Below are 14,246 nucleotides of genomic sequence, written 5' to 3'. Positions count from 1 at the left end.
GGTCGGACGGGTCGGCTCGCCGCGTTCTCCGGGCCTGTTGATCACTCTGGTCAGGACGACGGGAGAGCCCTAGGCTGTGCCGGTGCTTCTTCCCCGCCGCGTCGTCGTCCCGGTCGTCCTCGCCACAGCGGGAGGGATCCTCGCGGCCGTGGCGCTGGCCGGGTCAGCGGCGGCCGCCGCCAGCACGCCGACGCTGCAGCGCTGGAGCAGCACCGCCGAGCTCAAGCGCGGGTCCACCGCCGGCACGAAGATCAAAGCCGGCGCCGTCACCCTGGTCAAGCCGCAGGGCACCACGACGTACGCGAAGAAGCGGTTCGACTACGCGACCTGGACCTCACCGTGGGCCAGCACCAAGATCAAGGCGGACCAGATCATCCCGTCCTGGAACGCGACCACCCCGACCGGCACGCTGGTGAAGATCCAGCTCCGGGTGCGCTCGGCCGGGCGGACCGGGTCCTGGGACACCGTCGCCTGGTGGGCCGGCGGTGACGTGACGGTGAAGCGCACGTCGGCGTCGAGCCAGACCGATGACCTGGCCCGGGTCGACACCGACACCGTGTTCGCTCAGCGCGGGGCCACGTTCTCCGCTTGGCAGGTCCGTGCGGTGCTGATGCGCAAGGCAGGGAGCAAGGTCAGCCCGGTCCTGCGCTCCATCGGCGCGGTGGCTTCCGCCAGCCGCTCGGTGCCATCGACCAGTCGTACGACCATGACGAAGTCGGTGGAGCTGGCCGTGCCGCGCTACTCCCAGATGATCCACGCCGGACAGTACCGGCAGTTCAACGGCGGCGGCGAGGCTTGGTGCTCACCGACCTCGACCACCATGGTGCTGCGCTATTTCGGCTCCGGCCCGAAGCCGGCGGACTACGGCTGGGTCCGCCGGTCGCTGCCCGACCGGTTCGTGCCCCATGCCGCCCGCGCGACCTACGACTACCGCTACGCCGGCACCGGCAACTGGGCCTTCAACACCGCCTACGCCGGCACCTTCGGAATGGACTCCTACGTCACCCGGATGCGTGACCTGCGGGCGGCGGAGAAGCTGATTCGGGCCAAGACGCCGGTCGTCGCGTCGATCAAGTTCGCCCGGGGCGGGCTGGACGGCTCTCCACTGCGGTCCACCAGCGGTCACCTGGTGGTGATCGTCGGATTCACCCGCACCGGCAAGGTGATCGTCCACGACCCGGCGGCGCCGACCAACACGACGGTCCGCCGGGTCTATGACCGGGCTCAGTTCGAGCGCGCCTGGATCGGCGGCAGCAACGGCACCGCCTACGTCATCCGTCCGGCTTGATCGACGACCGAGCCGGTTGGTCCCGGGCGGCGAGGTCGGCGCCCGATGGCTCGGTACCCGGCACGGCCGCTGCGCGGTCCCGCAGGGGATGTCTGACCACGAGCAGCACACCGGCCAGGCAGACGGCCATGGCGAGCCCTTCGACGGGTCGCGGCAGCGCACCGCCGAGCAGTGCAACGTCGGCGCCACGCACCAGGAACGGCACCAGCAAAGAGATCGACGCCATATAGACCGCGCCGCGCAGATGGATCAGCTGGTGCTGCAGGACGTAGACAGGGACGTAGATCACGACCCCGAGAACGACGAGCAGGAGCCAGGTGAGAGCGTCGACCCGGGCCAGGGCGGCCAGCCGGCCGGAGACGGCCAGCAGCACCAGCAACACGGCGGTGCCGATGCCGAAGATGCCCGGCAACAGGTCGAGCGGGTCGTGCCCGGCCGAGATCTTGGCGTAGTGCTGGCCGTAGACGGCGATGGCCAGCACCGCCACCAGACCGGCCAGCGCGCCGAGGGCCACCGTCCGTCCCGGCAGTGCGGTGTCGAGCCGGAAGCCGGCCAGGACGTAGCTGGCCGCACCGGCGGTGGCGAGGACGATGCCGGCGACCGCCGGCCAGCTGCCTCGTTTGCCGAAGAACAGGACAGCGATCGCCATCGACACACACGGTGTCGTGGCCAGCAGCAGGTTGGGCAGCGAGACGCCCACCAGGTCGATCGCCTGCAGCGAGAACAGGGCGTAGACCGACACCCCCAGCAGGCCCGAGACGGCGAGCGCCCAGGGCCGGGCGGAAATCATCCGTAGTGACCGCCGGGCGGCACCGCGGCCGCGCAGCACCAGCAGGCACAACCCGAGACAGCTGAAGAACGACCTACCGGCGGCGACCACATCGGGCCCGGCCCGTTCCACGGCCATCCCGGAGAAGACCCAGGTGAGGGCCAGGAGCACGGCGAAGACCGCGCTCATGACCGCCACCTGGGGCCGACTCGGAGCTGTCACGTCAGGACAGCGTGATCTCGCGGCCCTCACGGGCTGAGGCGTAGACAGCGTCGAGGATCTTCTGGATCTCCGCGCCGTGCCAGACCGGGGCGATGCTCTCGGCCTCGCCCAGGCAGGTGGCGACGAAGTTCTCGATCTCGGAGCCGAAGCCGTCGTCCAGGTCGAAGGTGGACGACTTGATCTGCGGCGTCACGTTGAGCACGGTCTCGTGCTTCTCGGTGGCGATCCGCAGGGCCGGTTCCACATCGGCGCCACCGCGGTCGCCGTACACCGACACTGCCAGGCTGTCCTCGACCGCGTGCAGCGAGTAGGACGCCTCGACCAGCAGCGAGGCACCGTTGTCGAAGCGGACCAACCCGTTGACCATGTCCTCGACGTCGTTCTTGGTCGGGTCGTAGTCGGAGACCTTGTAGCGCGGCATGGTCGTGATGTTGGAGCGGTTGCCGAGCTTGTAGTACGCGTTGGCACTGACGGTGGTCGCCCGCGGCGAGCCCATCAGATACCAGGCGAGATCGATCACGTGCACGCCGATATCGATCAGCGGGCCGCCACCGGAGATCGTCTGGTCGGCGAACCAGCCACCGGGGTTGCCCATCCGGCGGATGACGCTGGCCTTGGCGTAATAGATGTCGCCCAGCTCACCGGCGTCGATGAAGGACTTCAGCACCCGGCAGTTGGCCGAGTGCCGGCGCACGAAACCGACCTGCAGCACCCGGTCGGAGGCGTTGGCGACGCGTTCCAGCTCGGCGGACTCGGCGTAGGTGCGGCTCATCGGCTTCTCGACCAGCACGTGCTTGCCGGCCTTGATGGCGGCGATGGCGAACTCCGCGTGGGTGTTGTTCCAGGTGCAGATGCTGACGGCGTCGACCGTCGGGTCGGCCAGCAGGTCGGCGGGGTTCGCGTACGCCTTGGCAGCGCCCCACTCGTCAGCGACCGCCTGGGCGCGGGCCAGGTTCATGTCGCAGACGGCGACGATCTCGGCCCGCGGGTTGTTGGCGTACGCCTTGAGGTGCAGCCCGGCGATACTGCCGGTGCCGATGACGCCGATCTTGAGGGTGGTCATGCAGTGTTCTCCTTGGTGGTTCGAAAATGCGGGAAAGGTCAGGCCTCGTTGAAGAGGCGGATCGCGTTGGCGATGCCGCGGGTGCAGCCGATCAGGCAGTCTTCGTGGCCCTCGAACTCGATCGAGGCGAAGCCGTCGTAGCCCGAAGCCTTGATGGCGCGGACGACGGAGCGGGTGTCGATGTCGCCGTTGCCGACGATGGCGCCGCGCAGGTACTTGCCGCCACGGCTGCGGAACCAACCCTCGCCCGGGTCCTGGTTGGCCGGACGGACGTAGAAGTCCTTGAAGTGCACGATCATGGCGTACGGCAGGTTCTGCGGCACGGCGACGGTCGGGTCCTCGTCGACGCAGAGGAAGTTGCCGATGTCGAGGGTGGTCTTGAAGTTGGGCTCGTCGACCGCGTGGACGACCCGGCGGACCCGGTCGCTGCTCTGGACGAAGAACCCGTGGTTCTCCAGGCTGGTGGTGACACCGCGCTCGGCTGCGTACTGGGCGATCTCCTTGGCGGCGTCGACGATCAGCGGGAGTGCCTGCTCGAACGCCGGGGTGTCGTCGCCGGGCTCGTTACGGTGCGCGACGTCGTGGCGCATCAGCTCGATACCGAGTGACACGGCCAGGTCGACGTAGGCCTTGACCCGCTCCACCTCGGCCGCGATCTCGGCCGGGTCCTCACGGAAGAAGTTCGCCGGGATCGCGAGGTTGGACAGGGTGACGCCGCGCTCGGCGGCGTGCTTGCGGATGCCGGCGACGTAGTCGGGATCTGAGGCGATGGTGGGGATGGGGCTGTCACCGGCGTTGCTGAGCACCGCCAGCTCGAGGTGCTCGCCCTGGCTCTCGGCGACCCAGTCGATCACCTGCGCCAGGGACATCTCACCGGTGCTGAGCTTGCTGTGGAAGCTGTAGGAGCTGAAACCGAACTTCATAGTGCCTTCTCTCGGGTACGTGCGGCTGTCGTCCGCGAGACCGGGATGGTCTCGTCGGGTGGAAGGGTTCCGGGGGACCAGGCTGACCACGGCGGTGGTACGTCCGGCAGCCCGAGGACCTCAGTCGACCACTGGTCGAAGGCAGAGCCCAGGGCGCCGCAGACGGCGCCGTCCGAGGTCAGGTGTGAGGCGGCCAGCACCGGCTTCTGCGGGATCATCAGCAGGTGGTGCACGGCGGCGGTCAGCGGCGTGAGGAAGGCGTCACCGGCGCGGGAGAGTCCGCCGCCCACGACGATGACGTCGGGGTCGACGGTCAGCACGATGGTGGCGATCTTGGGCGCGATCTCGGCACAGAAGGCAGTGATCTCCGCGGCTGCGGTGCGGTCACCGTCGCCGGCGCGGGCGAACACCTCCTTGGCCGTCGGTGCGCTCCGCCAGCGCAGCTGTCCACGGCTCGAGGACTGGGTCCACTTCATCCCACGCAGGCTGCCGAGCTCACCGGCCACCCGATGGCTGCCTTGGACGATCTGTCCGTTCATGATCATGGCCAGCGAGACCCGGTGGCCGATCTGCAGGAACGTCATGCTCGCCGCGGTGGGCGTCGGGCCCAGCCGGTGCTCGGCGAGGGCGGCGAGCTTGATGTCGTTCTCGACCGACACCGGGCAACCCCAGCGGTGACGCAGCCGCTCGACCAGTGGCATCCCGACCCATTCGGGGATGGCCAGGCTCGAGGTGATCTCGTCGCGGTGGTCGAGGATGCCCGGTAACCCGATGCCGACGGCGCGCAGGCTGCTCTGGTCGGTGCCGGCGCGGTCCAGCGCCGTGGTGATGCAGTCCGACAGTGCGTCGATCCGCTGTTCGCCTCCGAGGCGGCGGGGGAGCGCGGTGATCGTCTTCGCCACCACGGTGCCGGCCAGGTCGGACACCAGCACGCGGGCGCTGTGCGGTCCGGCGTCGATCCCGACGACGTGGCCCGCTGCCGGGTCGAACCTGACCCGGCGGGCGGGACGCCCGGCGCCCGGACCCGGACTGCTCTCGACCAGCCGGACGGTGGCGCTGCGACCAAGATCATCAACCACCGCGTCGACCGTGGGCCGCGACAGACCGGTCAGCTCGACCAGCCGGGTGACCGTCAGAGGCTCACCGGCCGCGCGCAGCACCGACAGGCAGGCAACGGAATTCGCCCGCCGCACTGCGGCGCCTGCGGCTTCCGCGCTGGACACGAGGTCGGACTCCTGACGGTGGGGGATGACAATAACCCCACCAGTAATGAAACAGGGTTAGTTAATTCCCTTGAACACTCCCACCAATGGTGATCACGGTCAAGGTGACGCGCGCCACGCTGGAGATCATCTTTGGACCATGATGGCAATCGGGACTTGGTGGGGCGACTCGGGACCCGGTCGGCATCGGTCAGGGTTGTGCGTCGATGGCGGTTCGGAGCAACGCGGCGTAGGTCTGCATCTCGTCGTCGGCGTAGGCCGTCCGCGGCCAGAAGAACCCGCGCAGCCCGTCGCCCTTCGTGCGGGGCACCACGTGCAGGTGCAGGTGGGGCACCGACTGGCTGACCACGTTGTTCATGGCGACGAAGCTGCCCTGCGCTCCCAAGGACGTCGTCAGGGCGCGGGCCACACGCTGGGCCAGGGTCAGCAGCGGCTGCATCAGCTCGGGCGGGAGGTCGAGCAGCGTGTCGACATGCCGGACGGGAGAGATCAGGACGTGGCCCTTGAACACCGGCCGGTGGTCGAGGAACGCGACCAGCTCGTCGGTGCGCGCCACGACGGCGACGTCGAGGTCGCCACGCACGATCTGGCAGACGATGTCATTGCTCACCTCGGCGAGACTAGCCGTCAGCGCTCCTGTTGCCCGGGCGGGTAGTCGTTAAGTTGTTGAACTATGTATCAGCGAGGCCGGCCCGCTACGCCGTCAGTGTGACCGCGGCGACGCACGCCTCACCAGGGCTGCAGAGCACGGAGACCGGCGACGGCGCCCTCCGCCGGGCGGCGGAGCTGTCCGCGTGGTTTCCCACGACGCGAGTCGACGGAAGGCCGGCCACGGTGCCAGCTGGCGCAGCAGGTGGCGGCAGCGGCAGCTGGTCGGGGTGTCGCTTGGCCGCGACAGCGGCGGGGTGTCGCTTGGCCGCGACAGCGGCGGGGTGTCGCTTGGCCGCGACAGCGGCGGGGTGTCGCTTGGCCGCGACAGCGGCGGGGTGTCGAAGCGCCGCGACAGCGGCGGGGTGTCGAAGCGCGCCACTAGGCTGGCCGTTGTGAGCGACGACCCCGACGGCTGGCCCCTGGGACGGCTGCTGTCGACCGCCGCGCGGATGGTGGAACGGGACTGGAACCTGTGGCTCGCCGACCACGACCTGACCCACGCCGGGGTGCTGGCTCTGCACACGCTCCAGCAGGGGCCGCTCACCCAGCGCGAGATCGCCGGGGCGAGCCGGGTCGAGGAGCAGACGATGAGTCGGGTGCTCGCCCGACTGGAGCGCAGCGGTCACATCACCCGGGAGCGGGACCCCCTCGACCGGCGGCGACTCGTCATCCGGCGGACGCCCAAGGGAGCGGCGACCGCCGAGCTGATCGAGGCGGTCGGGGTGGCCGACGACCTCGTCGCCCGGCACGTCGACGACCCCGCCACGTTTCGCGCCGAGCTGGTGCGGCTGGTGGAGGCCGTGCGAGCCCGCCACGACAGTGGAGGGGCGCCGGTAGGGTGATGCTGGCGGTGACCGATCAGATCCGGCCTCGCGACCACCTCGGGCAGCGACCAGCTCCGGGGGAGCACGCGCATCGACGACCTGGCGGACCGACCGGGACGCTCATCGCGGGTGCGGTGGCGTGAGGTGCCGGACGCCTCGGCTCCGACGTACGCCGTCCCGCCCGTCCACGCAGACCCGCACCGCCGCACAGGAGAGCTGATGGCAACCGACACGACCTTGGCCGCCGAAGACGTGCCGCGCGCGTTCGACGACGCCGCTCCCCGTTACGACCTGATGGTCGCCCTGAACCCCGGCTATCACCGCCACCTACGGTCAGCGGCCGACGCGCTGGTCGGCTGGCTCGGGCATCGAACGCACTTGCGGCTGGTCGACCTCGGGTGTGGGTCGGGGGCGTCCACCCGGGCGCTGGCAGATCGCGCCGCGCTCGCGGGGGTGCCGACCGAGCTGGTCGGGGTGGATGCGTCGATCGGGATGCTGGCGCAGGCGCGGTCGAAGCGGTGGCCACGCGGTGTCCGGTTCGTGCACGGACAGGCCGAGGATCTCACCCCGTCGCGGACCGTGTGGGGGCTCGACGAGCCGGTCGACGGTGTGCTCGCGGCCTACCTCTTCCGCAACGTGAGCGAGCGGGACAAGGTGCTGGCTGCAGTCCACGAGCTGCTCCGCCCCGGTGGTGTGCTGGTCGCCCAGGAATACTCGGTCCGGGGCGACCGCGGCGCCAGACTCATCTGGACACTGGTCTGCTGGACCGTGGTCATCCCGCTGAGCTTCGTGACCTCCGGCCGGACCAAGCTCTACCGATATCTGTGGCGCAGCGTCTGCGACTTCGACGCGATCCAGACCTTCACCGACCGGATATATGCCGCAGGCTTCGTCGAGGTGGAGGTGCGGTCGGCGCCGGGGTGGCAGCGGGGCATCCTGCACACAGTCCGGGCACGCAAGGCCGCTGTCGACGGCGATGCCGACCTCACTGCCGGCGGTGCCGCATGACCGGGCGACGGTCGGGGCCCTGGCGTCCCGGTCGCGATGCTCGAGCGGTGCTGCATCCGGGCGCGCCCGGCGAGGCCTCGGCTGACGGGCGGCGGGTGGTGGTGGCCGGCGGCGGTATCGCCGGACTGGCGGCGGCCACCGGGCTGGTCGAGCGAGGGGTCGAGGTGGTGCTGGTCGAGAAGCACGAGCAGCTCGGCGGCCGGGTCCGGTCCTGGCCGGTCGAGCGCGGCGGCGAGACGGTGACCATGAGCCGGGGCTTCCACGCGTTCTTCCGGCAGTACTACAACCTTCGGTCGCTGCTGCGCCGCACCGATCCGGACCTGCACCACCTGGTCGGGCTGGACGACTACCCGCTGGTGCTCGCCGGCGGTCATGCCGACTCGTTCGCGAAGATTCCACGGACGCCGCCGCTGAACCTCGCCACCTTCGTCGCCCGCAGCCCGAGCTTCACCGCCGCCGACCTCACCCGCGTCGATGTGGACGCCGCACTGGAGCTGCTCGACGTCGAGTTCCCCGCCACCTTCTCCGCCTACGACGGGGAGTCCGCGGCCCAGTTCCTGGACCGGCTGCGATTTCCCGACGGTGCCCGCCACCTCGCCCTGGAGGTGTTCGCCCGCAGCTTCTTCGCCGATCCCGAGGTGTTCTCCGCCGGCGAGCTGGTCGCCATGTTCCACACCTACTTCGTCGGTTCGTCCGAGGGTCTGCTCTTCGACGTGCCCGCCGATGACTACGACACCGTCTTGTGGGCACCGCTGGGCGCGCAGCTGGCTCGCAGTGGCGCCCGGGTGCTGACCGGTCGGACCGTCGACCATCTCGATCTGTCCGAGCCCGGTCGGGTCCGGGTGGGACTGGACGGCGGTGAGCTGGTGGAGGCCGATGGGCTGGTGCTCGCCACCGACCCGCGTACCACCAGGCGGTTGGTGGCCGAAGGTGTCGGCCTGGCGGACGGCGACTGGCGGCAGCGGTTGCTCGCCACCCGCAACGCCCCGCCGTTCGCCGTCTGGCGACTGTGGCTCGACCGTCCGGTGCAGCCCGACCGCGCACCGTTCCTCGGCACCAGCGGCTACGGGCCGCTGGACAACGTCACCGTCCTGGAGCGCTTCGAGGACGGGGCACGGCGGTGGACGGAGCGGGTGGGCGGCTCCGTCGTTGAGCTGCACGCCTACGCGTTGCCGGCCGACCACGATGCCGCAGCGGTACGGGCGCGGCTGCGAACCGAGCTGGGCCGGGTCTATCCCGAGACGGTCGGGGCGAACATCCTCGCCGACGAGTGGTTGGTCAACGACGACTGCCCGCTGGTCGACAGCAGCCGCTGGCTCGACCGGCCGGAGGTCACCACCCCTGACCCGCGGCTGCTACTGGCCGGCGACGGGATCCGGTGCGACTTCCCGGTGGCCCTGATGGAGCGGGCCGCCACCACGGGGTGGCAGGCGGCCAACCAGCTGCTGGCCGGCTGGGGTGTCGCCGGACACGATCTGTGGACCGTACCGATGGAGGGTCGCCATCGCGTGGTCAAGCCGGCGCGGCGACTGCTGGCCAAGGCGCCTCGGGGTCGGTTGCGCGCAAGCCGCGACGACTAGGGACAGGGAGCCGGAGCCGACCAGCCCGGTCAGCCCGGGTACTCCCCGCGCTCGCGCAGGGCATACCGCCGTTCGGCATAGATCAGGTCGTCCACCCAGAGCCGACGGGCGGTCTTGCGGATGCCGGGCCGTAGCAGCGGGGCCATCCAGCGGGCGACCGAGAAACCCGGTCGGTCGGAGTAGGCGATGGTCGCCTCGGTGATCATGGTCAGCGGCCGACCGGCGTCGTCGAGCCCGAGCGGCGTGGCATGGGTCTCGACCACGCTGCCCTCGCCCTCGCCCTCGATGATCCGCATCACGATGGTGCGCGTGTCCGGGCAGCTGAACTCGGCCCGGACCGGCACGCCCCACGTCCGGCTGAGCCGGAAGGTGACGTCCACCACCAGCCGCTCGTCGTCGCTGGCCGCGTCGTCGACCACCAGGTGGCTGAACGAGTACGGGTGGAACCAGGCACCGTGCCAGGGGTCGAGCCGGTTGGCGATGACGTCCTCCGGCTGGCACACCCCGGGGGTGGCCATCACCGCGGAGACCGAACCGGCCAGCGGCGGCCGGGGCGGCAGCGTCGGTCGCTCGGTGGCGGCTTCCCCGTCGGTCGGCAGGCCGACCCACAGCAGGACGCCGTCGTCCCAGGCCCGGTACGGGCTCCAGCTGCGGTCACCCTGCTCGGTCAGCGCCAGCCCGTGCCAGCGGCAGTAGAGGGTGCCCTCCATCACCGCGCAGCGGTCCAGCAGAGCACCCAGGTGCGGGCACGCGCCGGGGCCGGCCACCAGGGCGCCCTCGGCGTTGCGCCACAGCACCAGCTCACGACCGGCGATGGTGCGCGTGATCGACGATGTCGATCCCACGTCCTCGCTGGCGCCGGCCACGAACCAGCCGCCGGAGTTCTGCGCCTGCGAGACCGCCAGCGCGGCCGCGATCCGGGCCGGCTTCGCCTGCCGCCAGGTGGGTGCCATCCGGTCAGCGGTCGGCTGGGGGACCCGGGAGATGGGGATCTTCGACCGGATCTGCGCCGGGACGGCGGGCGGACTAATGCGCGTGCGCAACGACATCGGAGTCGATCCCTTTCGACGGACGGGTGGCGGGTGGACCCACCACCATGATGCGCCCTGCAGTGAGGGCCTTGCGCCAGGTGGGCACCCGGACGCGGGTGGAGAAGACGTCGTAGTCGGCCGCCTCGATCCGGTCCAGGATCTGGGAGTAGAGCAGCCGGGCCGTGCCCACGCAGCGGGCGGACCGCGGCGGCAGCAGCGCGATGCCCGAGTCGGCGTAGCGGTACAGCTCGCGGTTGCGTTGGATCTGGTAGGCCAGAAAGGCCCGCCAGGCGGGGGTGACGCGACGGATGTGGATGTCCACCCCGAAGCGCCGAAGATCCGCCTGGGGGACGTAGACCCGGCCCCGATCGAGGTCCTCGGCGATGTCGCGGAGGAAGTTGGTCAGCTGGAATGCCAGCCCGAGCGCCCGGGCGGGCTCGCGTGCGGCCGGGTCCCGCGGTTCCAGCACCGGCAGCATCATCTCGCCGATGACCGCCGCCGAGCCCTCCATGTAGCCACACAGGTCGTCGAACGTCTCATAGCTGGTCGTGGTCAGGTCCATCGCCATCGCAGTGAAGAACCTGTCGAAGCACTCCAGCTCGATCGCCGTGTGCCGCACGGTGTTCGCCACCGCGGCCATCACCGGGTCAGGTGCGCTGTCCGCGCCGGGCGGGCCTTCGCCACCGGAGGCGAGGGTGGTTCGGAACTGCTCGGCGAACGCGGTCAGTCGGCTACGCAGCTCCTCGGCCGAGGTGATGGACAAGGTGGGGAGGTCGTCGACGATGTCGTCGGCCAGCCGGCACAGCGCGTAGATGGCGTAGACGTGCCGACGGCGTGCCCGCGGCAGCAGAGCCGCCCCCCAGTAATAGGTGGTGCCGTACTCCCAGGTCAGCTTGGCGCACCGGCGATAACCCTCCTCGAGCAGGGCGGCGGCGGTGGTCGACGTCGCAGGACCCTGGCCCGCCCGCAGATCGGCGGTCATGCCCGGCGTCCCGGCAGATAGTCGCCGACCCGGTCGGCGGCGAGCTTGCCGGAGATCAGCACCATCGGCACCCCCACCCCGGGCACCGTGCCCGACCCGGCGAAGAACAGCCCGGGCACCTTCTTCTCCACGTTCGGAGGCCGGAACGGCCCGGTCTGCGCGAAGGTGTGCGCCAGCGCAAACGGGGTGCCCGCCTGCATGCCTTGCTGTTCCCACTCCAGCGGGGTGATGAGTTCCTCGGTGACAACGTCGTCGGGATAGCCCTGCTCGCCCAGGAAGGTATGCAGCCGATCCCGCATCCGCGGCGTCTCGGCGCGCCAGTCGACCCGCCCGGTGAGGTTCGGGACGGGCTCCAGCACGAACAGGCTGGAACACCCGGGCGGGGCGGCCGACGGCTGGTCGATCGAGGGGATGGTGACCAGCCGGGAGGGGTCGGGCATCAGCTCGCCGCGGTCGATCAGGTGGGTGAAGGCCTCGCCCCACTGTTCGCCGAAGTGGATGTTGTGGTGCGCGGCCTCAGGCTGCGGCAGACCTCGGACACCGACGTGCCAGACCACGGCCGAGGGGGAGTAGGTCGCCCGCCGGGTCCCGCGCGGACTCGCCAGATCCGGCAACAGCCGCTCGTACGCCACCGGCAGGTCGAGGGTGCAGACCACGGCGTCCGCCTGCAGCCGCTCGCCGCTGGCGAGCTGGAGGCCGGCCACACCGCCGTTGTCGCTGCGACGCAGCACAGCGGTGACCTCCTCGCCATAGCGGAACTGCGCCCCGGCCTTCTCCGCGGCGGTGGCCAGCGCCGACGGCACGGCGTGCATCCCCCCGTCGGGGAACCAGACTCCCTCGATGCTGTCCATGTAGGTGATCACCGCATACAGGGCCAGGGCAGCGTCCGGGGCCAACCCGGCGTACAGAGCCTGAAAGCTGAACAGCCGGTGCAGCCGCGGGTCGCGGAACCGGCGACGGATCTGAGCGCCAAGTTTGCCGAAGGCACCCAGCCGCAGCAGGGTCGCCGCCGCGCGAGGGTTGGACAGCAATCCGAGCGGGGAGTCGTAGTTCTTGTCGATGAAGTTGGGCATCTCTATGACGTAGAGCTTGCGCAGCCAGTCGACGAACTCGTCGAACGCGGCGGCGTCGACGCTGCCGCAGGTGTCGCGGATCTCCTCCCGCATCGCCTCGTGGCCGTAGCGGACGAAGATCGTGCTGCCGTCGGCGAAGCTCGCCCGGTAGGCGGGGTCCAGCCGCCGCATCGGCAAGACGTCGGCCATCCGCGTCCCGGTCGCGGCGAGGGCGCCGGCGATCAGGTCACGCATAGTCAGCACCGACGGCCCGGTGTCGAAGGTGAAGCCGTCGCGTTCGAGCAGGCCGTTACGGCCACCCGGAATGTCGTCGCGCTCCACCACGGTGACGTCATAGCCGCGTCCGACGAGGTGGCAGGCGGCGGCGAGGCCGGCCAGACCGGCGCCGACGACCAGAACCTGGCCGGTCATCGGTCGCGCCAGGCGATCTGGTGGGCCATCGCTGTCAACTGGGTGACTCCTTCGGGGTCCAACGAGCGTTCGTCGAGCGCCGAGACGGCGGCAGTGACGTGGTTGGTGATCAGCTGCTCGACGGCGGCGACCACGCCGCAGGCATGGAGCTCGTGCTGGAGCTGCAGCACGTCGGTCGCGGTCAGCGCGGCGGTGCCGACCCGACCCAGCGCTGCGCGGGCCGACGGGTCGGTGAGCCGCTCCTCGGCCAGCGACAAGATCACGGTGGGCTTGCCGGAGATGAGGTCGTCGCCCGCGGGCTTGCCGGTCCGTGCGGGGTCACCCCAGACGCCGAGCAGGTCATCGCGCAGCGCGAACGCCTCGCCCACCTCCCGGCCATAGCGGCTGAGGCTGGCGTAGACCACGTCGGGCGCCTTGGCTGCGGCCGCTCCGAGCTGCAGCGGTCGTTCGACGGTGTAGCCGCCGGACTTCATCCGGGCCACCTGCCGGGCATGGGCGAGGTCACGACGGCCGGCGGCGCTGCCGGTGAGATCGCGGCGCTGACCGCAGACCAGTTCGATCAGCAGCAGCCGCCAGATTCGGCGCATGTCGGGCGGGAGGTCCGCCACCAGATGGTCGGCCTCGGCATGGGCCAGGTCGCCGACCAGGATGGCGATGCTCTCACCGAACCGCTGGGCCGAACCGATCGCGTCGTGCTCGGCATGCAGACCGGCGGTACGGGCGTGCACCGTCGGCTGGCCGCGTCGCGATGCCGACTCATCCATCACGTCGTCATGGATCAGGGCGAACAGGTGCAGCAGCTCAAGCGCAGCGCCGACCCGTACCACGTCGGCGTGCCCGATCTCTCGCGACCGACCGCTCGCGCTCAGCCAGCCCAGATAGGACATGACCGGGCGGATCCGCTTGCCGCCGGTGCTGATCAGCTGCTCGAGGAGCACGGGGAAGTCAGACTCCCCGAGAATGTCGACCGGCCCTTCGTCCAGCTTCTTCGTCCACACGTGGCTCAGGTCCGACAGCGTCTCGACCAGCAGGTTGTCCACCAGGCTCAGGTGCTCGATGGTCGCCTGATCACCCGTCCGCGTGGGCAGCGCGACCACCCAGCCGGAGGGCTGACGGGAGCTGGCGGGTTGCGATGAGGGGGCGGGGGTCACGATCGGTGGTCTCCGTTCGGCGAAGGCTGCCGGGCTCGGGGTAGCGG

General features: G+C 70.5%; 13 protein-coding genes. 4 read left to right on the top strand and 9 right to left on the bottom strand.

The window, feature by feature from the left end; genetic code table 11:
* Positions 1-82 precede the first annotated feature (82 nt).
* Positions 83-1,288, top strand: coding sequence for a C39 family peptidase (locus AC1XX3_RS14575; protein WP_483321858.1), 1,206 nt, complete (start codon positions 83-85; stop codon positions 1,286-1,288).
* Here AC1XX3_RS14575 and AC1XX3_RS14570 read toward each other — a convergent pair.
* The 5 genes from AC1XX3_RS14570 to AC1XX3_RS14550 form a co-directional block, all read right to left on the bottom strand.
* Complete coding sequence (locus AC1XX3_RS14570; protein ID WP_483321857.1) at positions 1,272-2,246, bottom strand: DMT family transporter; 975 nt, start codon at positions 2,244-2,246, stop codon at positions 1,272-1,274. The genes AC1XX3_RS14575 and AC1XX3_RS14570 overlap by 17 nt on opposite strands.
* Positions 2,247-2,280: 34 nt before the next feature.
* Entirely contained in the window at positions 2,281-3,342 is a 1,062-nt protein-coding gene (locus tag AC1XX3_RS14565; protein ID WP_483321856.1) for a Gfo/Idh/MocA family protein, read from the bottom strand.
* A gap of 38 nt (positions 3,343-3,380) precedes the next feature.
* Positions 3,381-4,265 (bottom strand): sugar phosphate isomerase/epimerase family protein, encoded by an 885-nt coding sequence (locus tag AC1XX3_RS14560; protein WP_483321855.1) that lies wholly within the window; start codon positions 4,263-4,265, stop codon positions 3,381-3,383.
* On the bottom strand, positions 4,262-5,488 hold the full coding sequence (locus AC1XX3_RS14555; protein WP_483321854.1) for an ROK family protein: 1,227 nt from the start codon (positions 5,486-5,488) through the stop codon (positions 4,262-4,264). Before AC1XX3_RS14555 ends, AC1XX3_RS14560 begins: the two co-directional genes overlap by 4 nt.
* A gap of 190 nt (positions 5,489-5,678) precedes the next feature.
* A complete protein-coding gene (locus tag AC1XX3_RS14550) occupies positions 5,679-6,098 on the bottom strand; it encodes an HIT family protein (protein ID WP_483321853.1) in 420 nt (139 codons plus the stop codon).
* 184 nt (positions 6,099-6,282) lie between these two features.
* Here AC1XX3_RS14550 and AC1XX3_RS14545 point away from each other — a divergent pair, with 184 nt between their 5' ends.
* The 3 genes from AC1XX3_RS14545 (at position 6,283) to AC1XX3_RS14535 (ending at position 9,551) form a co-directional block, all read left to right on the top strand.
* Positions 6,283-6,981 carry a MarR family winged helix-turn-helix transcriptional regulator gene (locus tag AC1XX3_RS14545; protein WP_483321852.1) on the top strand — a complete coding sequence of 233 codons (699 nt, stop codon included), beginning with the start codon at positions 6,283-6,285 and terminating at the stop codon, positions 6,979-6,981.
* 201 nt (positions 6,982-7,182) lie between these two features.
* Positions 7,183-7,971: a class I SAM-dependent methyltransferase gene (locus AC1XX3_RS14540; RefSeq protein WP_483321851.1), complete on the top strand. Its 789-nt coding sequence runs from the start codon at positions 7,183-7,185 to the stop codon at positions 7,969-7,971.
* Between the two features lie 47 nt (positions 7,972-8,018).
* Entirely contained in the window at positions 8,019-9,551 is a 1,533-nt protein-coding gene (locus AC1XX3_RS14535) for an FAD-dependent oxidoreductase (protein WP_483321850.1), read from the top strand.
* 29 nt (positions 9,552-9,580) lie between these two features.
* On the opposite strand, the gene AC1XX3_RS14530 is transcribed toward AC1XX3_RS14535, so the two are convergent.
* Genes AC1XX3_RS14530 through AC1XX3_RS14515 form a run of 4 tightly spaced genes read right to left on the bottom strand, consistent with a single transcriptional unit; the run spans position 9,581 to position 14,199 of the window.
* The gene (locus AC1XX3_RS14530) at positions 9,581-10,600 is read right to left on the bottom strand and encodes a Rieske (2Fe-2S) protein (RefSeq protein ID WP_483321849.1); all 1,020 of its coding nucleotides are present in this window, start codon (positions 10,598-10,600) and stop codon (positions 9,581-9,583) included.
* Complete coding sequence (locus tag AC1XX3_RS14525; protein ID WP_483321848.1) at positions 10,578-11,564, bottom strand: phytoene/squalene synthase family protein; 987 nt, start codon at positions 11,562-11,564, stop codon at positions 10,578-10,580. The genes AC1XX3_RS14530 and AC1XX3_RS14525 overlap by 23 nt, the downstream gene beginning before the upstream one ends.
* Complete coding sequence (gene crtI / locus AC1XX3_RS14520; protein WP_483321847.1) at positions 11,561-13,048, bottom strand: phytoene desaturase family protein; 1,488 nt, start codon at positions 13,046-13,048, stop codon at positions 11,561-11,563. Before crtI ends, AC1XX3_RS14525 begins: the two co-directional genes overlap by 4 nt.
* On the bottom strand, positions 13,045-14,199 hold the full coding sequence (locus tag AC1XX3_RS14515; protein ID WP_483321846.1) for a polyprenyl synthetase family protein: 1,155 nt from the start codon (positions 14,197-14,199) through the stop codon (positions 13,045-13,047). Before AC1XX3_RS14515 ends, crtI begins: the two co-directional genes overlap by 4 nt.
* Between the last annotated feature and the right edge of the window lie 47 nt (positions 14,200-14,246).

The organism is Microlunatus sp. M237 (assembly GCF_056896895.1).
This window is presented reverse-complemented; position numbering and strand designations above follow the sequence as displayed.